Consider the following 24,190-nt stretch of genomic DNA (forward strand, 5'->3'; position numbering starts at 1 on the left):
CCTTAAACTCCCTACCAACTTCGGCTTTTCTTCGCATTTTATCGAAGCTGGTACGACGCTGGTACGACTTTGGTTCGGAGCTGACAGGGCCTTGATTTAAGAATGATGCTACAAAGGAAACCCGGGCAAGAAGCGAGGCTTACCAAACTTGTCTCCTCTTACATTCTATAATCGATTGCATAGTTTCTCTGATTTTGAAAAATGATTTCAGGTCGATTCACTCATCTGTTCCAGCTATCATCTTCGACGCACAATCCTGATGAGGCTAGATATCTTCCTCGCCCGCCCTATTATACTATACAACCTTTGAATGTCACCAGACAAAGATCTCTTTAAAATCTTCACAGCATTCCATTTTTTTGTCAGCATTCTGCGCTGCTGGTGTATCCTATAAACAGTGAGCCGGACGCAAATGGAATAAAAAAAGACAAATTGATGTTTCAAGCCGCACTACAAACGGTCCTGTCAAATCACACATGCATCATAGATAATTTCAGGAAGATGTCCGGAAACAACTACCTATATAGTATCAACTACTGCCCCAATGCATAAATTAAAACGGCATAGCGGCGAATATTTATTTTTTAAGATACTCCTAACTGAATGATGAAATTAAGCCCCTCCTCTGGCTTAGTTACAATCATGCCCGCTGAGCTCCTCACAATTGACTGATTATAACGGCCATAGTATGAACTAAATTTGCATAAGGTATTGCACAATAGTATTTTTGTTAGCAACAATGATTCGCGCCTCCTTATCACCATTTCAGTTTATACTAATTCTGTTTCTCTTTTTTGTCTCCACAACAGTATACGCTGCTCAGCCAGCAACGGCAGTTGGAGGACTCCTCGATTTAAGGGCTGAACATTTCGAATCGTCAGTTGAGCTTAATGGCCAGTGGAAATTCTATTGGAATAAACTATTATCTCCTAAAGCTGCCGCAAATTCTGACAACCCGGAACTTGTCGATTTTCCGTTCTTATGGCATGGTAACTTTCTTAATGGTGAAGAACTTCCATCTTTCGGATACGCTACATATACCCTGACTATACTCCTGCCTGAGTCCTCTCCTCCACTTAGCCTGGGCATACCCGATATGTACTCAGCTTACCGGCTCTACTTAAATAATCAAGTCGTTGCCGAAAACGGAAAAGTTGGGACTAGCAAAGAAGATTTTATCCCGTACTGGCAAACGCATACCGTAAATATTCCAGAAAACGTAGACACCATCCACTTAACCTTGCAAATCGCGAATTTTGAGCATAGTAAGGCCGGGATCAGCAATGATATAGTGATCGGCAAAGCAGACTCTATGGCGCTGCGGACCTTTCAGTTTGCAGCTATAGATCTTCTGTTAACGGGATGCCTCCTGATGAGCGGACTTTACTTTCTCGGACTCTTTATTATGGGCAATCGGGACAAAGCAATTCTCATGTTCGCCCTTTATTCGATCGTTTTCAGCTATAGGATTATTGGTGTAGGCGACTATACGCTACACTCCGTTTTACCCGGAATCAGCTGGTACATCACTATTCGGCTAGAGTATATGAGCCTGTTCGCCGGAATAGGGATTTTTGCATTATACACAAACTACCTATACCCTGAAGCATCAAGCCATCGATTGCCACGCATCGTATACACATTGTGCTTCCTATTCGCCTTTGCATCTCTCACCCTCCCTCCGTATTATTTTACCCAGCTGATAAATCCATTCTTGCTGCTTATGGCATTTTGCTTGATATATGTGCCTTATATCTATACGAGAGCTTATTTGAAGAAACTCCCGGGATCGGTTTATGCGTTAATGAGCGCGATTGCCGTTCTGATAGTATTCGGCATATCCCTTCTTTATTACTGGGGGATCGCTCCCAAATTACAGCTACTCAATTTCCTTAGCTACGTTGCCTTCTTCTTTTTGCAATCTCTGGTTCTGTCACACCGGGTTTCTTTCCAATTGAAAAAAGCCCGGCTCGAAGCTGAGCAGGGGCTCATTTCTAAAACCGAGTTCCTGAGCACGATGAGTCATGAGATCAGAACTCCTTTAAATTCAGTTATTGGCATGAGTCATCTGCTTTTAAAGAACAACCCAAGAAAAGACCAGATTGAGCATCTGGATGTCATGCTTTTTTCGGCAAACAATCTTCTTTCGATTGTAAACGACATCCTGGACTATAGCAAAATCGAGGCGGGAAAAGTTTCATTCGAGCAGATCGAAATGAACGCCGCGGCCATCGTTAGAAACATCGTCACCAGCCTTCAGGCTTCAGCTCAGGATAAAGGTATAGAATTAACTCTCCACTCTGATCCGAACCTGCCTTACAAACTGATTGGTGACCCTACCCGACTTTCTCAGGTAATTACAAACCTGGTTCATAATGCCATCAAGTTCACCGAGGTCGGCAAGGTTCAGGTAAGTCTCTATATAGTCGAAGAGAATGAAAACAGCGTAACTTTAAAGTTCCAGGTTAAGGACAGTGGCATCGGGATATCGAAAGAAAAGCATAAGCTCATTTTCGAACGTTTTACCCAGGCAGACTCATCAACCTCCCGGGGATTTGGGGGAACCGGACTGGGTCTTGCCATCACAAAGAAAATTCTGGAGTTGCAAAATTCCACACTTGAACTTGTTAGTGAAGAGGGAAAGGGATCTGAATTTTATTTCACACAAACTTTTGGCAAGAGCACGTTAAAGGAAACAGAGCTGAAGAAAGGATTTTTGCCGGAGGAAAGTTATAAACCGCTTAACGGGATTAACATCCTGCTTGTCGAAGATAACAAGATGAACGTTTTGGTTGCTCAATCATTTCTTCAACGCTGGGGAGCAACTATTGATGTTGCAGTCAACGGGCTCGAAGCATTGCATAAGCTGAATAAAGAAAAGCACCACCTTATTTTAATGGATCTCCATATGCCGATAATGGATGGATATGAGGCCACCATTAGATTACGCCAGCAGGGTGTCCATATACCGATAATTGCGCTCACTGCAAATTTACCTAATGAAATTGATGAGAAGCTAAAAGAGGTCGGAATCAATAACGTTGTTGTAAAGCCTTTCCTTCCGGACGAATTATACCGTACGATACTTCATCATGTGAGTTAGAAAAATAACTTCATTGATGCGAGATTCAACGATAGGTACATTTGTAAAAAACGCTATCTTTATTACATATTTACCAATGGAAGACACTCTATGACAGATACTTCTATTTCCGATTCCATACGGGCTTCAGTACCGGAAGCTGCTAAAGACTTTATTAGAAATTTCTTCTCTTCGGGCTTAACCAGAGTGTTAAAGGGCAAGGAGAATGTACTTTTATGGTCATACAGCCAATTCGAATTGTCACCATTCCTCCTCTACCAGGGATATGTACAAGGTAAGTATCCGCTACCCAGCACCCAACAACAGCATTTGATTAACTGGTATGATCCGGAAATAAGGGGAATAATACCAGTAGATAATTACAAGGTTAGCAAGGATTTGATGCGACGATTGAGAAAGGAACGGTTAATTCCAGACAACGAGAAAATCCAGATAAAACTGAACCTCAACTTCAGAGACACCATTCTTTGTTGTGCAGGACCCAGAGGGACTAAAAACAAGACATGGTTGACTCCCGAATATATTGAAGCTGTGATTGAACTGCACGGGATGGGAATAGCGCACAGCGTAGAAGCATACCAGAATGGCTTACTCGTCGGTGGAGTTATCGGATTGTCGATAAACGGCTTTTTTGTGACTCTTAGCTTATTTCATACAGTTGACAATGCAAGTAAGATAGCATTTTGTTATCTTTTGCAGAAGCTGAAAGACGATGGTTTCAAGTTGCATCACTGCGGTGACGTTGGCTCCTGGTTAAGCCAATATGGGATGGTTCCGATCGAACGGGAGCGCTATAGGAGGGAACTTATGCTAGCCGTTACACGTCCGGTAATATTTAGTTCAAACATCCCTTCTCTTTGTTTGTAAAATACCTTTTTACTGATGCAGCAGTCATAGACCTGCCAGGAAACGACGGAGGTTTAAGTGGCCGAGGACGGAGTAAACGTCCACTTGTCACTACTTAGATAAAGGCGGGAGAAGCCCGACTTCCAATGAAAAAGTTTATCCTCATCAAAATTTAGTCCGCCTCCAAGATTGAAGTATTTCATACCCAGATTTCTTCCGATCACAGTTACCTGATCTAAAAGGAACTTAGCCGGTGATTCTGCAAGGTATTCTTGACGTGTTCCAATTAAATACCCCTGAATGATTCCATCTGTTAAGGTCACAAGGCTGGCGCATACCGGTTGTCCATCCGCAATAACGAAAAACAGCTTGACATCAAAATCGTCTGAGGCCATGAAGTCGACAAAGTACTGTGTGTCGAAGAGATATACCTCGTCAGCACCTATTCGCTTCATATTCTCCCAATATATCGAGATGAAAGAGTCGATATCTTCCGGACTTCCCTCTTTTAAATAGTATCCTTTTCGGCGCAGCTTCTCGATATCCCTCCGATGGCCTTCCTGATAACCCTTTCTCTGCTGTTCAATCGAAGTGGAAAGATCTATGGCTACCGATTTACCTTCCTTGAATTCACCACCGAGATTTTCTAATAGCAGTACCTGATCCATAAACGGATGAAGTCTCGCTGTAACCGTGCTAAATTCTCCCGCCTTCAAAAACTCAAGAAATTCTCTATCGAAGTCTTTTAAAACATCAATATCCCAATCCTGAAAGTTCTTATTCGACAACGGGCCGGTGTAACCATAAACAGACGAAAGATAACGGTCAGAGGAATTCTTAGATCTTATTACAAAAGGAAAGGAGATAAAATCTCCTTCCAACTCATAGATAATCAAAATGGGTTCTCCGCTTCTATCCAGCGAGTGATAATACCATGTATGATAGAAATCGTACTGAATTGAGCGGCTAATCACGTCTTTCCATTCGCACTTCTGATCCATTGTTATGACGCGAAGCCTATTTGGGCCCTGATAAAAAAACATGCAATCTCTTAATTGTCGGGTGATAATTTTCACCTAAGGTCTAAAGCAATTGTTAGTTTATCAAACAAAACCACGATTTGCCGGGCGATTGGTTAATTAGGCGCCACAATTTACTCACTTTCTGAATGAAGTAAAATGTTAACTGAGGACACCTTACTGAAGAATTACGGCCTCAGATCCTTTATAGAGAGAGTTCGTGCTATTGAATTCAGGGACGATATCTTTCATTTTCCGTACTATAGCCTGGTTAGTGGAGCTCGCAGAAGCCAATGATACCAATTCTTCCAATTCGTTTCGGATGTAGTTAAAGTCATGGTGTATAACTTTTGAAATTTTGATCTTAGCATTGTCCGTAGGAATATTGTATTCCTCCTTATTCAGCAATTCTTCAAAGAGCTTTTCACCTGGTCGCAAACCGGTGCATACTATCTGAATGTCTTTTTCGGGCACCAGCCCTGCTAATTTAATCATGTTGACGGCGAGGTCGAAAATCCTGACGGGTTTACCCATGTCGAAAATAAATATTTCTCCACCGTTTCCTATCGCAGAAGCTTCCAGCACCAGTTGTACAGCTTCGGGGATAGTCATAAAATAACGCGTAATATCAGGATGGGTGATTGTTATAGGTCCCCCCTGTTCAATCTGGCTTTTAAAGCGCGGAACTACCGATCCATTGGATCCCAAAACGTTTCCGAACCTGGTGGTTATGAACTTTGTAAAGGGCTGCCAATGGCTGAGTGACTGGGTGTACATTTCCGCGATTCTTTTTGATGCACCCATGACATTGGTGGGGTTCACCGCTTTGTCTGTCGATATCATGACAAACTTATCGACCCTGTACTCTACTGCCAAATCAGCCAGCGTTCTAGTACCCGAGACATTCGTTGAGACCGCTTCCATAGGATTGGATTCCATCATAGGAACATGCTTGCAGGCAGCTGCGTGGAAGATCATTTCAGGCCGATACAAATCAAACATCTGCCTTAGCCGCTTTTCATTCTGTATACTTCCCATAAAAACTCTGGTCAGGGAACCGAGAAAGTTGTCCTCCAGCTCTAGCTGCAGTTCATGCAAGGGAGTTTCTGCCTGGTCGAATAAAACCACATATTTGGGATTGTAAGACAAAACCTGTCTTACAACTTCAGAACCAATTGAACCGGCGGCACCAGTAACCAAAACACGTTTCCCTCTCAGCTCCTTGTAAATATTACTCTTGTTAAGTACAATTGGCTCCCGTTCCAGCAAATCTTCAATACGTAAAGCCCTGAACTGATTCAAGCTGAGTCTGCCATCTAACCATTGTCTTGACGGAGGAACGGATACTACCTTGATATCCTTCTCTATACAAATATTAATGGCCCTATGCATACCCTCGACATCAGTATGGTTTTCCATCACCACTAATTTCCCGACCGAAAATTTTGACTTCAAAAAGCCTATTTGAGAAGAGGCATAAACTTTCTTTCGCTCAATTGACTTGTTCACTTTATCTTGTTTGTCATCCACAAAGCCAAGAACCTTCAGGTCTGACTCTGCCCCCGATTCGAGTGCATTTTTTATAAGGATGGAAGCGCTATCTGACCCGTAAATCAACACAACTTCCTTTTTCTGTTCCAACTGAAAGTCCTTTCTCAAATACTCGAAGAGGTGTTTTATGCTGATTCGGAAGATGATTAACAGGGATGTCGAGATGAAAAAATTGAAAATCAACGCGATGTTTAACCATTTTTCAATCAGATGCAGTTTCGGTAGCACAAGTAATTTACTCGTTACTCCAAAAAATATGCTCGTTAAGGTAACAGCCATAAGTACCCGGAACATATCGTCAGTACTGGAATACCTGATTATTCCAGTATGTATACGCATCGTCACGAAAACTACAATGGCTATCAAGCTATATAGTCCCACATACCATAGCGATTCTGAAGTAAAAAACTCTTGATACTCGAATCTGTTCGCCATGAGAAATGAAATCAGAAGTGCCCATGTAACGATTAGTTGGTCCACCATTAGGATAAGCCAGCGAGAGTAGGCTTTCTCTGTGTAAAAAATTTTTTTCATGAGCTTTTGAGGTTTGGATCATTAGATAAATGCTATACTCCTAGGATGGCCGTTAAGGGCCCGGCTGCATAGCCTTAGTTTTGTATTATGTCTAACATACGTTCATTTACGCGCTCAACATCAAATTTTTGGCCGGCTAAAGTCCTTCCATTTTGACCATAACGGATGATATCGTCCGGGTTTTTCAAAAAGTATTCCATGCATTCCACAAGTGCTGAAACATCTCTAACCGGAACTAAAAACCCATTCTTCAAACCGTTAGTTTGAGACACCGTTTCTCTGCAACCAACCGAATCAGTCGTTATAACCGCACGGCCAATCGCCATTGATTCAAGAACACATCGAGGAATTCCCTCGCCGTAATATGACGGAAGTACAACGACAGAAGCCCTTTCAATATAGGGTCGGATATCGTCTACCTCTCCTACATATTCTATTGTAGCTCCCTCTCTTATCTGACACAAAAGGGTATCGCTTATTGAATCTATATTATTATCTACAGGACCGATTAGTTGAAATTTAACATCAGGATATTTTTCAACTACCGCTACGGAGGCGTCGTAGAACTCCTTAACTCCTTTCGCATTAATGAGGCGGGATATCATTAAAAACACTATTTGCCGATTTTCAGGTTTTGAATACTTGTAAAACGATAAATCCACCCCCGACCCGTTCACAACAAATGACTTAGCATCCTTTTTTATTATGCCCAGACTTGTGAGCGTGTTTTCATCGTCCTTGTTTTGGAGTATTACACGCATATCTCCTTTTGAAGCGAGAGCTGTTTTGAGTAGAGTTTGCGTTATCCGTTTGATAAAAGGCTTGGATTGATTGCCATAAAAGTTATTCCCCAATCCTGTGAGCATCGGTGTGATCCGATTGACCTTACAGAACTTCGCTATCAACGAACCATAGATAACAGGCTTAAAGGCATATGGAAAGAACACATCCGGGTTTACCTTCCTGACGGTCAAATATAGCTCGTAGATATACTTTAAATCAGAAAATAAGGATACATTACTCGCTTCAAGATCATTTTCAAAAACCGCCACTCCCAGGCGATCAAGGCATTCTCGAATTTCCTTATTGTGGATTTTCGGAGTATAGACAGCAACTTCATTATGCGCAACGAGGGCTTCGATGAGTCTGCCTCTAAAATCTATCAACGATCTTGATGAGTCACAGGCTATCAAAATCTTTTTTCTCCGATGTTCCATAATGAAAGGCTTAGGTATTAACTATCAAAGCCACCCAGGAATGAGTAGCTTTGATAGCAAAGAAATATAAATTGGTTAAATGTTTCTTATCTACAGCAAGGTTGCTCCGGCGCGAGCTCTTACTACCGAAGGCACTTCGGAAGCCGGTATAAGTGCTGATTTATACTCGTAAGGAGGAATCCAGTTTGACTCGGAAGTCGTCAGATTGTTTTTACCAGAGTTCACGTATGTATTGGTATTGGCTCCGCTGATATATCCTGCAGTGTAACCGTTGTAAGTTGTGGTTATTGGCAGTGCACAGTTGTTGAAATAATTATTATCTGTACGCACTGTCCCCTTTTCCAGCGCCGAAACGGAGTATCCACTATTATTTTCATTTAAATTATTGAAATAATGTACGTGTCCGTATCTCATGTCTGGCGCCCTTTCACTAATGTTGTAAAGGTGGTTGTTATGAAATGTGATATTCAGTTTATCATAGTCGCGTGCTCCCCAACCTATCAGGCTTGCGATATGATTATCATGCAGTTTATTCCAGGATATAGTTACGTAATCAGCACCTTGGCCAACGTCGAGAAGTCCATCGTAATATTCCCAGCCATTGTTCCTATCAGATGAAAGATCACAGTGGTCAACCCAAACATGATGTGCTCCCTCTTTAATGATAATGTTTGAATACCCCTTAACATTACGGATAGTCATGTTTCTGATGATAACATTGTTAGTACCATAGACCAGTAGAGCCACACCCTCAAGCGATGAGCCCTTAAGTCCCATTATCGTTGTATTTGAGTTAACGTTGATGTATCCGGTTCCCCTGATGTTTCCAGAGACCTGAATGATCAGAGGCTTTTTGTCTGAGACAGCCCTTTTCAGATCATTGAAATTAGATACTGTTACAGTTTGGCCTCCCTGACCTCCTGTTGTTGTTCCATTTACAGAGGCAAATCCCAGGACACCAGAATTGCTTTCCGTAACGCCTCCTTGAGGAGCCTCTGGCCGGGGTTCCAAAGGCAAGACTACACCCGAGTTCCCAATAGAATATGTATATTTTCTTCCGTTTGTCAGGGGGTTACTGTTATCAGACGTAGAAAAATATAGAGTATTTCCCCAATGACTGAACATTCCCTTGCCTGCACTCCTTATATCTTTATGCCGGGCATGAGCTTGACCCAGTTCCTGGCCGTCTTCATAGACCTTTAATATCGACACATTAGGTTGAGATTCAGAATCTCCAGGTGTTCCAAAATCACGGTCTATAGCGATGGAATGTCCACCATCTGAGTAGGCTCTGGTTAAATCCAAAGCCAGCATGCTTGGTACTCCTGCCGTAGTGTTCCCTGATGCCATTGTTTTCTCCAATGGCACGGGCATATGCGCAGATTCTTTAGTGCATTGACTAAACAATAGAACGGCTAATAAAAGATAGCACATTAATGACTTGGTTTCTAAATTGAACTTGTTTCCCATTTTCTTAAGTATATTTCAGTAAAGCCTCTTTTAACGAGGATAAAAAGAAAAAAGATACTCAAGAAACATTTGTATTTTCAGGATTTTATGTTAAGGGGCATATTAACGTGGAAGAAAGAGAAAAGTAACTATAAATTAATCGAAGCGAATAATGTATGTTTTCAGTCTAAAATTATAGAATATTTTGAATGACTAAAATTTGTTAATCTCGTCTCTTTCCAATCGTACGAGAACTGAAAGATTCTTATTATTCACTTTTTTGTAAAAAAATTGAAATTTAACATTTTTTAACATTTAACAATTATCTTAATAAGCCTTGGAGGTCTTGGCTAAGCTGCGAGTAGGGATCTGATTGTTTAGATAGAACTCTTTATACCATCTTACAAAAGAACTCACCCCCTCTTCAACGGAGATTGCGGGCTTATAGTCTAAACTTCGCTCCAAATCGGCAACATCCGCCCAGGTGTCGGCAACATCACCGTCCTGCAGAGGAAGAAATCGTTTGAGGGCTGTCTTTTCCAGATTTTTTTCAATTTCATTTATAAAAGTCATCAGGCTTACTGACTTCCCCCTTCCAATATTAAAGATTTGATAAGGTGCGGATCTCACCCCGGAAAGTGCTTTGTCATCGTTTCTCTCTCCGAATAACGTTACCGGCCTATCAATAATCCTGACAACTCCCTCAATGATATCATCGATATAAGTGAAGTCCCTTTTCATATTTCCGTAATTATACACCTCAATAGGCCTGCCTTCGGTAATCGCTTTTGTAAATTTAAAAAGCGCCATATCGGGTCTTCCCCAGGGGCCGTAAACGGTAAAGAACCTTAAGCCTGTAGTCGCCAGACCAAACAAATGACTGTATGAATGGGCCATTAATTCGTTGCTTTTTTTGGAGGCGGCATATAAGGATACAGGTGTATCCACTTTATCGACCTCGGAAAAAGGCATTTTCTCATTTAATCCGTAAACGCTGGAGGAACTTGCGTATACCAGGTGTTTTACGGCATTAAATCTGCAGCACTCCAAAATATTCAGAAATCCTTTTATGTTGGATTCGATATAAGCGGATGGATCAATCAAACTATATCTAACACCCGCTTGCGCTGCCAGGTTCACCACAACATCAAAACGGTAAGTCTGAAACAAAGCATCTAACTGTTTTTTATCGGTCAGATCCAGTTTCATAAATTGGTAGTTGTCGTCAGTTTCGCTTCTCTGCGCTCTTCCGTATTGAATCTGATCCTTCGATATTCCACATTCCAGAAGCCTTCCATACTTCAGATCGACGTCGTAATAATCGTTGATGTTGTCTATGCCGACAACTTCATCACCACGGATTAACAATCGCTTAACTAAATGGAATCCAATAAATCCGGCAGAGCCCGTTACTAAAACTCTCATATTTTTTTTATTTATCTGAACTTGTGCGTTGTGCTTATGCAAGCCTCTTAGCTGGTGTTAACCTTCAGTAGAGATCTAAAGATTCGCGTGCCATACTTCCAGCGAGAAAATACAAAAGAGGATCTTGGCCCTTTTTTCATCAGATATTTTCACCTTTCTATCCATGAGTCTTTCGACAAACGATCTATTAATAAATTCCGGATACAAAGCACCTGGCGAACGTAAATAGGAATTCACAATCTCCTTCAGTTCATTGTCCATCCAACCTTTCAAGGGCACTTCAAATCCTCTCTTTGGCTGATTGATAAGACTATCGGGTAAATATTTCTTTGCCAGATCACGAAGAAGAGTCTTAGTTCTGATGTTCTTGATCTTGAATTCATCGTAAAGAGAAGGTGCAAACTCCAGTACCTCTTTTGCAAGAAAAGGACTCCTCCCTTCGAGCGAATGTGCCATTGTCGCGATGTCCATCTTCGGAAGCAACCCGCTAAACAATATCGTTTGAAAGTCCATTAGCAGAAGTTTTTTTAACGAGGACACAGGAAGATTAGCAATGTCCTTTAGATCACTGCTGATATCGGATAGCAACGGCTTCCTGGTAAATTCAGATTCAAAACCTACCATCATGTCTGATGAAGCCGAACTGTACATCTGCAGCGGGTTTTTGAAGCTGCCAAATTTAAGTAGCCTGTATAAGTAATTGTAGTTGCTCATTTTTTCATTCGCAAGGGGCAACAAATGCAGTAATCCATTTGATAATTCCCTACTCAAGTTGCTTCTGTTGAAGAAATTTATATGTTTAAATGGCACATACCTCCTATATCCCCCAAATAATTCGTCTGCTCCATCTCCATTTAAGACAACGGTGATATGTTTTTTTGCCGCCTTTGCGACATAATAACTTGGTATTGCCGAATTATCACAGTAGGGCTCTCCATAATTAGTCAGAATCGACTCGATATCGTTTCTTAGGTCAGAGAAAGAAATATCCACAACAGTGTGGTTTGTATTATACTTCTCGGATACCTGCCGTGCAAGGCTTGATTCGTCATAAGCACCTTCCATGCTCACAGTAAAAGTTTTCAGCCTCGAGGAATATCCGGAGGCAATTGCTGTAACCAAGCCGCTGTCGATTCCTCCGCTTAAAAAAGATCCTACGTCCAGATCAGAACTATAGATTCGCCTTTTTATGGCAAGCTGGAGTCTTTCATCTACCCCATTGATAGCTTCTGCATAGGACAGGTTGCTGCTATTTTTATAATAGGAAGTAATATCAAACCATTTTCTATCAGAACCTTCAAGGGTTTGCGTATCAATCTCTACAAAATGTCCGTTCTCTAATTCAGTTATGTCGTTATAGGGTGTCGCCCTTCTGTAGTGATAGCCCAGATAGAGATAATCTGCGATAGAGTTATAGTCGATCGTCGGTCTTAATACCTTGTAAATAGTCTTTAACTCTGAAGAGAAGGCAAGGATATCATGTTTTTTATAGATGTAGAGGGGTTTTTTCCCTGCACGGTCTCTGGCCAAATACAGCTTACGGTGAATAGAATCGTATAAAGCTAAAGCAAACATGCCATCAAATTCATCCAGCATTTTCATGCCGAGAACTTCAAACAAAAGAAGAATTGTCAAGGTATCAGAAGTGGATTCAGCATGGAGTCCGTAACGGGCTCTAAGTTCCATATGATTATATATTTCGCCATTGAAGACGATATATAAGCCATTGTGACACATTGGCTGCGCCCCCATAGGGCTTAAATCCTGGATCGCCAGGCGAGTATGAAACAATTGCAGATTATCAATCTCCAGCGTGTTCTGTTCATCCGGCCCGCGATGGTACAATCCGCTTAATATTAAATCACTGTCTGTAGTCTGATGGTTAAGGGTACCGAATATTCCGCACATTTTGAATAGTAATGAAAAGGGTTATGAAGAAATTATTTCCATCTCGGGTAAGGTGCGTGTAGATAGCTGATGGTTGATAATGGCTAGCCATTGATTCATGACTGTAGATTCTGCGAAATTCTCCTCGACAAATCTTCGTCCATTGTTAACGAGCAACTCCCGAGCTTCCACACTCATATCCATCACCTCCGACATTTTCTTTGCTAAGTCATCAACGTCACCCTGTGGAAAACAGAAGCCACATTTAGCGGCCTTAACCAGACTTTGTATTCCGCCAACATCGGATCCAATGACGATTTTTCTATTGGCCATTGCTTCCAGAATCGCATTCGGCATACTTTCAGTGAAGGATGATACGACAAAGGCATCTGCGTGAGCAAGATAACTTCTCGTATCTGCCCTGAAACCAAGTAGCTCAACCTTATCCTCGATTTGCAGCTCCTTTAACATTTCAAAAGGCCAGGTTTGATTAAATAGATGACCGATAACAACGAGCTTAAAATCTCGATCTTTGATAAGAGAAATAGCCCTAAATAATGTAGGGTAGTCTTTTTCGCTTCGAAAGTGAGCTACGCAGATCCATTTGAAAGACCTTTCCTCCCCCCCGTCCGGCTGATCTTTAAGCGTGGGTATGGCAATCGCATTGTTTATGACGCTACCGCCTTTTCTGACGAGGGCAAGTCGCTCAAACCGCAGTCTCGATGATTCGGCATTAAATACGACCACGTCATCCAAACCCAGTGATAGTTTAAACGGGATATACCACTTAGCGGGAATTTCGGCAGCCCGGATCGAAGAAATGAGCTTAAACTTAAATCGCAGCTTCAATAGCCTTGCAAAAATGATCCCTATAAACATAAATGCAATCGTTATGTCCGGATCAAATGCCTGTACCTTTTCATTAAGCTCCCGGAGGTTACCGAATGGTTTACTTTTCCAGCTTTCCAGATAGATAACTTTAATCTGGTCAGACTTCAAGTCGATCGTATAGTCGTTCTGCGGCAATAAAGAGATAATGAGAATATCGAAACCAACAGAATTCAGAAACAACGCCAGTTTAACCAACTGAGTTTCTGCCCCCGCTTTGCTCAATGCAGGAGTTATAAATAAAATTTTCTTAGTCATTGCTAATAGCTTTAGATCACATGACTGAGACTGGCAAGAGCTTTGTTATCATAGGCCTTTAGCCACTGCTGAAGTACAAGCAATTTCCATATCTGAGGGTATCGGTTCCATTTTCCGGTCATATGTTCCTTAATAATCTCGAGCGTCCTTTTGACATTGATTCCGGGGATCGATTGCAGCTCCTTCTCCGAAAGGTTATCCAATACATACTCCTTTAATTCGTCTCTGAACCATTCTTTGAAAGGCATGGTAAACCCGGCTTTGGGTCTATTGAAAAATTGAGCGGGTACGTACTCGAACAATATATCTTTCAGTATTCTCTTCTGTGAGCCCCTGTAATACTTATATCTTGTCGGCAAGTTGCGGCTAAACTCCATTACGCGGTAATCCATGAGAGGAGATCTGGATTCCAGCGAGAATGCCATTGATGCCCTATCGACTTTCGTGTTAATGTCTTCATTCAGATAGGTTTTGATATCAAAATCTGAAAGGTTTTCCAGCAGGTTTTTCCGCTTATTGGTCAGTATTTCGCGAAACGGGTTGTTCAAACCAAGGTCTGGCTCCTGTACCCAGGAATTCTCCATTCCGCCAAACATCTTCACATATAGGATCTCTATATCTCTCAATGAAATCCCCATACCGATGAGCTTATGAACGTAATTGGGCGATAGATTAACACATGCAGCAAGAGACTGACGTATGGACAAAGGAAGTCCGAAGATTGGAGATACGTTATTGATCCATTTATATCGCGTATATCCGATGAACCCTTCGTCTCCTCCATCGCCACTCAATGCAACCGTTACGTGGTTCTTTGTATATTTACTTAATAACAACGAAGGGATAGCGCTGGAGTCGGCAAAGGGCTCATCGTAATACCTGGAAAAATTTTCTATCAGATCTAATCCTGAATCATAACTGCATTCTATCGTATGATGTTCAGTGCCGAGATGAGACGCAACCATTGATGCGTATTTACTTTCGTCGAAGTCTTTCTCATTGAATTTAATGGAAAAAGTCTTTACACTATCCCTCATCTGCGACGCTAACGCAGCTATCAGTGAAGAGTCGATACCTCCAGAAAGAAAAATACCCAGAGGAACATCCGCGTTCATACGGATTTTAACCGCATCTGTAAGAAGACCCTTCAACTCTATTTTGGCCGCATCGAAACTTCCTTGAAACTTGTTAGCCCACGAGTAGTCAAGATCCCAGTACTTTTCCGTCTTCAGCACCCCGGTATAACAATTGAATGTAAAAGAATATCCGGCCGGCAGTTTTTTTACCTCTGTCCAGATTGAACGGGGTTCAGGAACATAACCCCATATCAGATACTCTCGTATGGCCTGCTGATTTACAGTAAAATCATTGAAAAGTGCTATTTGGGAAGGCTGACTCGCAAATTCAAACTCAGTGCCGCTGTGGCTGTAATAAAACGGCTTTTTGCCGAGCCTATCCCTGGCGCCAAACAAAACCCGTTCCCGGGAATCGTAAATAGTGAAAGCAAACATTCCATTAAACTTCTGTACACAAGAAGCACCATATTCCAAGTATGCAGCACAGATAACTTCCGTATCAGAACTTGTGTTAAACGAATATCCTTTTTGCTGAAGTTCAGCCTTTAATTCGAGGAAATTATATATCTCACCATTAAACACAATCGCCAGATGCTTATACAGAAATGGCTGATTAGAGCGGGAGTCAAGGTCTATTATTGCCAAACGGTTATGCCCAAGAACCACGTCTTCGCAATCCCAGAGAGCCGAAAAGTCTGGCCCGCGGAAACTCGCTTTGTTAAGTTTTTCCCTGAGGACGTCTTCACCATATTTGATGGTAGAACCATAGATACCGCACATATTCTAACTTTAAGTTGTTTGTTTGAGAGTGATTGATTTAACTGAGTTGTCAATGGAGCAAGCTTTCGTAAGAGGCTGTTATCTTGCTAATTCCGAACCTATTTACGACATCATCCTTGATTGCCTGGGAATCCCAGGAAGTATTGCATGCTTTAACGGTATGTTCTCTGAATGACTGTAGATCATCCTGATCTATGATATAACCATTAAAACCAGGTTTTATAATCGAGGGCACTCCACTTACGTGGAAGGAGACAACAGGAACCCCAACAGATAAAGATTCGATAACGACATTGGGAAATCCCTCAGCAAAGGAGGTCAACAACATCAGATCGTATTCAGAAATCACTTTTGTTACATCCTGAACCACGCCTGCCAGCTTCACGCGATTCTCCAGTCCTAAAGACACTAACTTCTCCTGTAGCTCAAGTTTAACAGGCCCTTCGCCCGCTATTGTAAGGGTATATTCAGATGGCAGATTACTGAAAATTTCCAGTAGCCTGAATAAACCTTTCTCCTTTGCTAATCGTGCTACGACAATAAGGCGTTTACCAGCCCGGTAATGACGAGACCTTATAATGGGCGTAGATAAAACCGGATTCGGTATTACTACCAGCTTATCATCTGGGATGTGGTAATTTCGTATAAGAGATCTCTTCACTTCCTCAGACTGGCATATTCCGAACTTAATTCTCTTATATATCGACGGAACAAAGAAATCTATTATTCGCCCTTTGAATCCACTGTACGGCAGAATAATTTCTAAAACACTGGCCTCCCTAGCAACCAAAATCGGGATTTTGCAAAACAAGGACACCAGTGATAAAAGGGCTGTTATATGGTTTCCTGTAGTGAATACCGCATGAGGTTTCTCAGATCTTACCAAGTTTAAAATTTTGAAGAATGAGAGCGATACCCGGATGGAATTCAACTTAATGACGCGTACTCCTTCTAACACTGGCGAAAAGAACGGGCTTCTGGAGTCCAGAACGATTAATGTTACTTGATATTTTGATTTGTCAAGATATTGAGATAAAAGCCAGTAGACCCTCTCAGAACCTCCGGCCCTTAGAGAACTGACTAGGAAAAATATTTTCTTCATTTAGGGTCCTGCCTTTATTGAACAAACGCTCGTTGCATAATTGAATAACATAGATATTTGACATTGAGAATCAGGTATTCCTTAAGATTATATTTCTTTAAGTCGCCGCCGAATTCCTTTAAATAAATTGAATATCCTCTTTTCATATCCTCCGAATTTTTTATAATGCCCATCCTATTCGACAGCCTGTCATCACCTTCATCGTCATATGAACGTATAGGGGTACTATCATAAAAAACCTTATACCCTCTTTTCGCAATAGACAGCCAGGTTATACTTTCAAAACCGCGAAGATCCCTCAACAAGAATTCTTTTAATACTATTGACCGGCAAATGGGCAAATATTCCCCTATACGGCAAGTCAAAAGATCTTTGTATTTTTTGGAACCTTTAAAGGTAGGGTCGTATAAAAGCGCGCCATTTCTGAGTAGTCTGCTGCCTGAAAAAATCAAGTCACAATCATCGTTGTCTTGTAGCAGACCTGTGAGGTATATCAGGCCTCCGTCCTCCAGAAGGTCATCGGAGTCCAGAAGAACGACATACTTATTCCGTGAATTCAGTATCCCTGTGTTTTTTGCCGCTGCCACGCCGCTATTCTCGGTATGTGTAATCAGCCTGATTCTTTTTTCGGAAACCAGCGATTTTAGCTGATCTGCTGTTCCGTCAGTGGAACCATCATCAACGACCACTATTTCAGTCGAGGTGGTATCCTCGATTTGCCCTAATACACTGTTAATTGCCCTCCTGACTTTAGAGGCCCGATTATATGTTGGAATTACAAAGGATAAAAGCATCGTAAAAGGTTTAGGTTGAAGCGTGAATCGTTTAGCTTCCACATCATGGTGAGGTAGCGATTTTATAACGAAAATTTTAATTAGACAATCATGAAATCATCCGGAATACTGCATCCATAAAAGCAGTCGGTTCACATACCGCCTTTCTGTATACATCTTGTCCATTCTGCGCGATCTGCTTAGCGAAGTTGTAGTTCGCCAGAGAGCGTTCGACCGTTTCGGCCAGGTCATTTAGTTCCCAGGATACCGGAATATAGGTTTCGTGAGGTATATAAACATCGGGAAAGGTTGAGAGATGGTCCATAGAGGGTTTTATTAGCAAAGCACCTGAGATAACTATCTCGAAATCTCTATAACAAACCTCTCCCCAGCCGTAAGGACTGATACACATCTTGGAATTTCTTAGCTCATTAAAATACTCCTTTCTGGAAAGGCGTTTAGCCTCTGCTCTTTGCTGCTTCATCGTTTGCATAAGCTGTATGACTTTGTTTCTTTGCTTTGCTATTGGATGGTTAAGAACTGTTCCTCTGAATGACACATCGAGCTCTCTGGTCTTGTCTACTGCAGAGAATTTCATCGGATAAATGCCATAACCTAAGTAATTACTGAGTCGACTCATTTTATAGCCGAAGTATCGATAGTCGTTCAGACCGATGTTCCAACCCAAGGTAATCTTATGTAATTGATCTTGCGGACAAGGATAGACGATTTCAGTACGATCTTCCCCATCCATCCAGATGCGTAAACTTTTCGACCTTTCGCTATAGTGTTTTGTGCTTTTGAAAACTTGTTTTTTCACAAACTTGTCCACCAAGTCTATGATGGGAAAGTCGTTCGATCCTGTTGAATCAGCAGCATCATACCACAGCAGCATTCCCACTGTCTTCTTCCAGCCGATAAGTAGATTTCTTAAAGTATCTTCATTCTCTTGTGTGCGTTTGGCGATGCTTTGCCAACCATGCTCAAAGTAACGGGAGTGTATAAGCAAGAAGTCAGCATCATTTAGTCTGGGATCCTGGTGATTTGTAAAGAACTGCGTCTCTATTCCCCGTTCCTTCAACTGCCGATGCCATTTATAAAAGGGGTGAGTTTCAGAATTGTACCTAAACGCCGGCCAATCCAGTATTTTAAGGGTTTTCATCTATCTGGTAGTTCGGATGTCGTTTTATCCTAGTTGAATATGATTTTCTTTATGGTCAAAAGAATAATTAAGGCGTCATTCCAAACACTTTGGTCGTTTACATATTTGAGGTTATACTCAAGCTTTCGGGGCATGACATCCTGGATATAGAATTTTTCAGGATCATTTGCGCCGGCAAGAATCTCATTTTCTCTACTGTATGCAATTGATGCCCAATCGGTGATTCCCGGCTTGATTGTCAATACTCTTAACTGCTCATCATCATACAACTCAACGTACTTTCTTACTTCGGGTCTCGGCCCAACAATACTCATGTCTCCAATCAGCACGTTGAACAACTGCGGAAGTTCATCAATTTTGTACCTCCTTAACCAAAATCCGACTTTGGTAATTCTATAATCATGTTCGCCAATCGTTAGCAGTCCTCGTTTTTCTGAAAAAGGATACATAGTTCTGAACTTGAAGATTAAAAAATCCTGGCTATTCATCCCAACTCTCAGCTGTTTATAAAAGATGCTTCCTTTCGAATCGAGGACAATAACTAGGGATACCAAAGCAAATACAGGAAGAAGAAATAATATACATGAAAGGGAGAGGACTATGTCCAGGAGCCTCTTGATTAACCGTCTCATAACGTAACACCTACTTCGATGTAGTCCTTGCTCACAAAATTCTCCTCAACCACCTCAATCACCGAACCGATCAAATAGGAGACTTGTTCATCTGTAAGTTGAGGGTAAATTGGCAACGATATTTCGCAAGCGTATTGTTTATATGAATTAGGGAACCCGGCAATGTCAAACCCAAGCTGTTTAAAAAGAGACAGCATAGGCAAGGGGATGAAATGAACGTTTACAGATATACCGATGGCACACAGCTTATCAACGATCTGATCTCTTTGTTCTTCAGTGATGTCTTTTATCCTTAAAGGATATAAATGGTAGGAAGACTCCCTGGAGCTATCCAGGAGCGGTGGCTTGATGTACCACTTATGCGGTTTAAAGCCTTCATGATATTTATTCGCTATTCGCTTCCGTGCCGGAAGCAACAAGTGTGTATATTGTCGAATCTGTGCAAGACCCAAAGCGGCGCAAATATCAGGCATATTTGCCTTAACACCCTGATAGATTATATCATACTTCCAGGAAGAACCGAGGTATTTAGAATAGGCATCCTTATTCTGTCCGTTCAGGGCATAGATCTTCAGATACCGGTATTCTGCGTCATTATCAAACGGAAGATCCAGATTTAGACATATACAGCCGCCCTCTGCTGTGGTAATATTCTTGACAGCATGAAACGAGAAGATGGTTAAATCAGCTTGTTTAGCGGCCGGCTTTCCGTCTATTTTCGATCCTATGGAATGTGCTGCATCAGCAATCAATAGGATTCTTCCTAACTTCTCCTGATTTTCAGTGAGGGGACGAAAAAGATTGCGGACAGCGCTTTCTGTGAGTATTTGTCGGATTGCCGAGTAGTTACAAGGCCAGCCGGCGATATCTACAGAAATAATTGCTTTGGTCTTTGACGTTATCGCTTCGCGGATCTTTTCGGTGTCGATCGTAAAATCGTCTGCGATGTCAACCAATACCGGTTTAGCACCACAATTTAAAACAGCGAGCGCCGTTGCACAATATGTGTATGCCGGAATGATCACCTCATCGCCTTCCTTGATTCCAAACCATTTCATGGCGATTAAAGCCCCGGAGGACCAGGAATTAACGCAAACGGCTGCCTGCGAATCTGTAAGTTTCACCACTTCTTCTTCAAGCCGCTTGACCTTTGGACCTGATGTAATCCAGTTTGAGCTTAGAGTATCCATTACCTCATCAATTACTGCTTGGTCGATGTAAGGTGGAGAGAAGGGAATGATCATAGTTGAGGGTTTTGATTGGTAGCACTGTCAGACGTGAGCTTATTATTTTGTATAATGCCATAAAGATGGATTACACCAAAGTACAGGAACAAAGTTGGTCCGCTTCCACGAAGCAACCATTCATTATGGAAGAATGGGTTTATAGATACGGAAAGGAAAGAAAAACACAAGCATACAAGAAGTGCATTGTCTGGATCTCGAATATGTTTTAGCGCTAAAATCATAATGTAGACGATTCTGCTATATAACATAAATAAAAACAAAGGACCTATTACGATTCCGAGATGAGTAATAAACATCAGATAGGCATTATGCGAGGTGACAAAGCCAGCCTCTCCCCTCCTGAAGGTTGGATATTCTTTTGCGGCGTCATACCATGACATCCCATAAAACATCAAACCGTAAGGGTACTTAGCAATGATCTTTAAATTTTCGGTCATTAGCTCCATTCTGTTTTCGTCTGAACTTTGTTCATTCTTTGCCAGAATATTTTGCTCGTTTCCAGATGAAAGATCCTGAACCGAGCTTATAAAGAGCGTGCCGATAATGCCAAAAGCAGCTATTAGAATAGTGAACTTCAGCTTATAATAGAGCATCCCGAAAAAGAAAATACAAAACAAAAAGATTACCAGCACAGATCTGTTCATCCCATAGAAAATGAAAATTAATGATGATACCAGAGCAAGTAGTTTCAAGACAATACCTTTCCTGAACATAACAGAGCTGATGACGAGGAATGGTGTCAAAGCCGCCAGCTGATAGCCAAAAGAAAATATATATGGCGTAATTCCTGAAGGTGACTGCTTCACTATTTCTCCTGTCAGTTTTTGGCGAATAATAGTCGCAATAGTAGGATTTGCGTGATCCAATAACATGACGAGAGAAGAAACAATAAGCAAAGAGTAGAAGATGAAAACAGAGACTTTGAATCGATACAGATTCTCACCAACAAAATAATTAAAATAAAGTGCGCAGAAAGTAACTACTATCAATTGAACAAAAAAGCTTGTAATTTCCTGATAGGCTAGAAGGAAATAAAAAAAAGATACCACTGTAAACACCAACAGTTCCTTTCTATATTGAAAAATTCTGGATTTATCGAAAGTCAGATAAATCAGCGGGAAACAAAACACTATTGGTGTAGGTAATCTTATAACAGAAGTCATGAAGAGGCCAAATGTCAGCGTATAGATATACATGAACACCAATACAAGTAAAATGGCTTTTCTAAAATTCATGGCTAAAGATGAGTTTCTCCCACTTCCTAGAGATGTTGAGTTCCGAATTTGTATCCTTTATCCGCCGGCCATTCCTGGATATTTTGCAACGCAGGTCTGGATCATTCAAAACTTCGCTAATGGCTTCGGCTAATTCACTGACGTTGTCTACCTCAACCAACATCCCATTTACACGGTGTTCGATGATTTCGGAAGGACCAAACTCGCAGTCGGTCGCTATACAAGGACATCCGACACTCATAGCCTCAATAAGAGCGTTGGGATAGCCTTCGTTTTTTGAAGCTAAAACGTATAATTCGGCTTGCGAGTAATAGTCTTGAATGTTATGTTTGAAACCTACCAACTTTACTTTGTCTGACAAACCTAAATTTTCGATCTGTTTAGTAAGCGATTGCCTCTCAGGGCCTTCTCCTGATATAAGCAAATCGATATCAGGCAAATAAAGTGTACTGTAAGCATCTATCAACACATCAAATCCTTTGGTTTTATCTAAGCGGCCAACTCCCAGGATGAACCTCTTATTTGGATAAATAGGCTTATCACTGATGAAAGCATCCGAATTTATCGCATTGTGAATCGTTACAAAGTTGTTTAACTTATTAAAGCTTTTGCTTCTTTTGAAGCCCTCAGACATGCCCTTAGCAGGGATAACTATCCCTTTGGATTTGTTATAAACTAAAAAAGTTATACGTTTCAAAAGGGGATTAAACTGGTTGACTGTATGGTCTGGTGTGGTACGTTCGGAAACAATGAATGGAATTTTAACAAGACTGCAGGCTAATCCGGACCATAAATTCGAAGTTGTCATAAACGACACTACGCATTTAGGGCGATCTCTCAGCAATATATAAACTAGCTTAAGGTAAGTTTGTACCGCATAAAAAAGTCTATAAATAATATGGTCGCTTCCTCTCCTACCTACTAAGTAACTTACAGGGATACCCTGCTCAAGTTTGTACGCACTTTCGGTATAATTCAAACATATTATGGCAACCTTATAGCTTTTTCTGTGGAAAGTGTTTGCTAAATTACAGAGAACCCGTTCGGCACCACCACCCCCTAAGCTATTAATAATGAAAAAAACATCCGGTCTCATAAGTTGGCAAATAGGAACTGATTCGTGGCAACTGTTGCATGTGTATACTATAAAAGATTTGTCAGGGTTCTGAAGGCGCCGTTTACATTGACATTTTTCATGTCGAAAAGAAAATATTCCTTGAGATACATTTTTAACAATTGTCTTTTTTGGGAAGAAGAATAGGAGAAGTTGTCAATGAGTAGATTGAAGTCATTGACCATTTTTTTCTTCCTGACTTTCGAATCAACCATGCTCCATATCCCACCACCATGAACGCGGTAACAGCTCATCAGTTCAGGCAGAACAAATATCTTCTTTCCGCTAACCGCAACAGCAAGTAGCTTCACGAAGGTATCAGTACCGTAAGTGCTATAAAGCCACCGGTTTTTTTCGATTTCCAGAATTTCTTTAGTACTCCTCATCAACATCGAAGCGACTCGAGTCTCTTTCCTATTACCCGCAAGCAAGTCTCCATAGGAATATTCAAGTGGAATCATGTCATCCGACACGTAAACCGTTTTACCTTGATCATCAATCACCTGGGAATAATGGCAGCAAATGATATAATCATCGTTTCCCTCCATAAAATCGACTTGCTTCTGGAGTTTTTTCGCATCTGTCCAAAAATCATCTCCGTCACAAAAGGCAATGTATTTTCCTTTGGATCTTTTTAAGACATTGGTGAAATTTTTCACCGCTCCCAGGTTAGTCTCAGAGGAAAAAACCTGAATTCGGCCGGGATAACGCGCTACGTAGTCAGCCAAAATCGCCTTTGTGCCATCGCTCGAACTATCCTCACCAATCAAAATCTCGTATTGAAAACTGGTTTCCTGCATCAAAAAACTATCTATCGCCTCGGCTATATACTTCTCATGGTTGTAAGTGATACAACATATGCTTACCATTACTTCAGATTCAATTACACCCA

General features: G+C 41.3%; 18 protein-coding genes. 2 read left to right on the forward strand and 16 right to left on the reverse strand.

What is annotated here, in order from left to right:
- Positions 1-727: 727 nt before the first annotated feature.
- The gene (locus B0I27_RS16605; RefSeq protein ID WP_245925543.1) at positions 728-3,103 is read left to right on the forward strand and encodes an ATP-binding protein; all 2,376 of its coding nucleotides are present in this window, start codon (positions 728-730) and stop codon (positions 3,101-3,103) included.
- 90 nt (positions 3,104-3,193) lie between these two features.
- Positions 3,194-3,970 (forward strand): leucyl/phenylalanyl-tRNA--protein transferase, encoded by a 777-nt coding sequence (locus tag B0I27_RS16610; protein ID WP_106295447.1) that lies wholly within the window; start codon positions 3,194-3,196, stop codon positions 3,968-3,970.
- 53 nt (positions 3,971-4,023) lie between these two features.
- Here B0I27_RS16610 and B0I27_RS16615 read toward each other — a convergent pair whose 3' ends face one another.
- From B0I27_RS16615 to B0I27_RS16690, 16 genes are all read right to left on the reverse strand, one after another.
- The gene (locus B0I27_RS16615; protein ID WP_181276816.1) at positions 4,024-4,950 is read right to left on the reverse strand and encodes a GNAT family N-acetyltransferase; all 927 of its coding nucleotides are present in this window, start codon (positions 4,948-4,950) and stop codon (positions 4,024-4,026) included.
- 195 nt (positions 4,951-5,145) lie between these two features.
- Positions 5,146-7,053, reverse strand: coding sequence for a polysaccharide biosynthesis protein (locus tag B0I27_RS16620; protein ID WP_106295451.1), 1,908 nt, complete (start codon positions 7,051-7,053; stop codon positions 5,146-5,148).
- 74 nt (positions 7,054-7,127) lie between these two features.
- Positions 7,128-8,270, reverse strand: coding sequence for a glycosyltransferase family 4 protein (locus B0I27_RS16625; protein WP_106295453.1), 1,143 nt, complete (start codon positions 8,268-8,270; stop codon positions 7,128-7,130).
- 90 nt (positions 8,271-8,360) lie between these two features.
- On the reverse strand, positions 8,361-9,620 hold the full coding sequence (locus B0I27_RS16630) for a pectate lyase family protein (protein ID WP_245925544.1): 1,260 nt from the start codon (positions 9,618-9,620) through the stop codon (positions 8,361-8,363).
- A 426-nt stretch (positions 9,621-10,046) separates the two neighbouring features.
- The gene (locus B0I27_RS16635) at positions 10,047-11,144 is read right to left on the reverse strand and encodes an NAD-dependent epimerase (protein WP_106295537.1); all 1,098 of its coding nucleotides are present in this window, start codon (positions 11,142-11,144) and stop codon (positions 10,047-10,049) included.
- Positions 11,145-11,219: 75 nt separating this feature from the next.
- Complete coding sequence (gene asnB, locus B0I27_RS16640) at positions 11,220-13,052, reverse strand: asparagine synthase (glutamine-hydrolyzing) (RefSeq protein ID WP_106295457.1); 1,833 nt, start codon at positions 13,050-13,052, stop codon at positions 11,220-11,222.
- A 21-nt stretch (positions 13,053-13,073) separates the two neighbouring features.
- Entirely contained in the window at positions 13,074-14,177 is a 1,104-nt protein-coding gene (locus tag B0I27_RS16645; protein WP_106295459.1) for a glycosyltransferase, read from the reverse strand.
- Positions 14,178-14,188: 11 nt separating this feature from the next.
- Positions 14,189-16,033: an asparagine synthase (glutamine-hydrolyzing) gene (asnB, locus tag B0I27_RS16650; protein ID WP_106295461.1), complete on the reverse strand. Its 1,845-nt coding sequence runs from the start codon at positions 16,031-16,033 to the stop codon at positions 14,189-14,191.
- A gap of 49 nt (positions 16,034-16,082) precedes the next feature.
- Entirely contained in the window at positions 16,083-17,135 is a 1,053-nt protein-coding gene (locus tag B0I27_RS16655) for a glycosyltransferase (protein ID WP_106295463.1), read from the reverse strand.
- Positions 17,136-17,149: 14 nt separating this feature from the next.
- Complete coding sequence (locus B0I27_RS16660) at positions 17,150-17,929, reverse strand: glycosyltransferase family 2 protein (protein ID WP_106295465.1); 780 nt, start codon at positions 17,927-17,929, stop codon at positions 17,150-17,152.
- A gap of 88 nt (positions 17,930-18,017) precedes the next feature.
- On the reverse strand, positions 18,018-19,070 hold the full coding sequence (locus B0I27_RS16665) for a hypothetical protein (RefSeq protein WP_106295467.1): 1,053 nt from the start codon (positions 19,068-19,070) through the stop codon (positions 18,018-18,020).
- Between the two features lie 29 nt (positions 19,071-19,099).
- Positions 19,100-19,702, reverse strand: coding sequence for a sugar transferase (locus B0I27_RS16670; RefSeq protein ID WP_219905036.1), 603 nt, complete (start codon positions 19,700-19,702; stop codon positions 19,100-19,102).
- Positions 19,699-20,946 carry a DegT/DnrJ/EryC1/StrS family aminotransferase gene (locus B0I27_RS16675; protein ID WP_106295469.1) on the reverse strand — a complete coding sequence of 416 codons (1,248 nt, stop codon included), beginning with the start codon at positions 20,944-20,946 and terminating at the stop codon, positions 19,699-19,701. The genes B0I27_RS16670 and B0I27_RS16675 overlap by 4 nt, the downstream gene beginning before the upstream one ends.
- Positions 20,943-22,184 (reverse strand): O-antigen ligase family protein, encoded by a 1,242-nt coding sequence (locus B0I27_RS16680; protein ID WP_106295471.1) that lies wholly within the window; start codon positions 22,182-22,184, stop codon positions 20,943-20,945. The genes B0I27_RS16675 and B0I27_RS16680 overlap by 4 nt, the downstream gene beginning before the upstream one ends.
- Entirely contained in the window at positions 22,174-23,280 is a 1,107-nt protein-coding gene (locus B0I27_RS16685) for a glycosyltransferase (RefSeq protein ID WP_106295473.1), read from the reverse strand. Before B0I27_RS16685 ends, B0I27_RS16680 begins: the two co-directional genes overlap by 11 nt.
- A gap of 47 nt (positions 23,281-23,327) precedes the next feature.
- Entirely contained in the window at positions 23,328-24,167 is an 840-nt protein-coding gene (locus B0I27_RS16690; protein WP_245925545.1) for a glycosyltransferase, read from the reverse strand.
- Positions 24,168-24,190: the final 23 nt, after the last annotated feature.

It is taken from the genome of Arcticibacter pallidicorallinus, from assembly GCF_003002875.1.
Classification (GTDB): Bacteria; Bacteroidota; Bacteroidia; order Sphingobacteriales; family Sphingobacteriaceae; genus Arcticibacter; species Arcticibacter pallidicorallinus.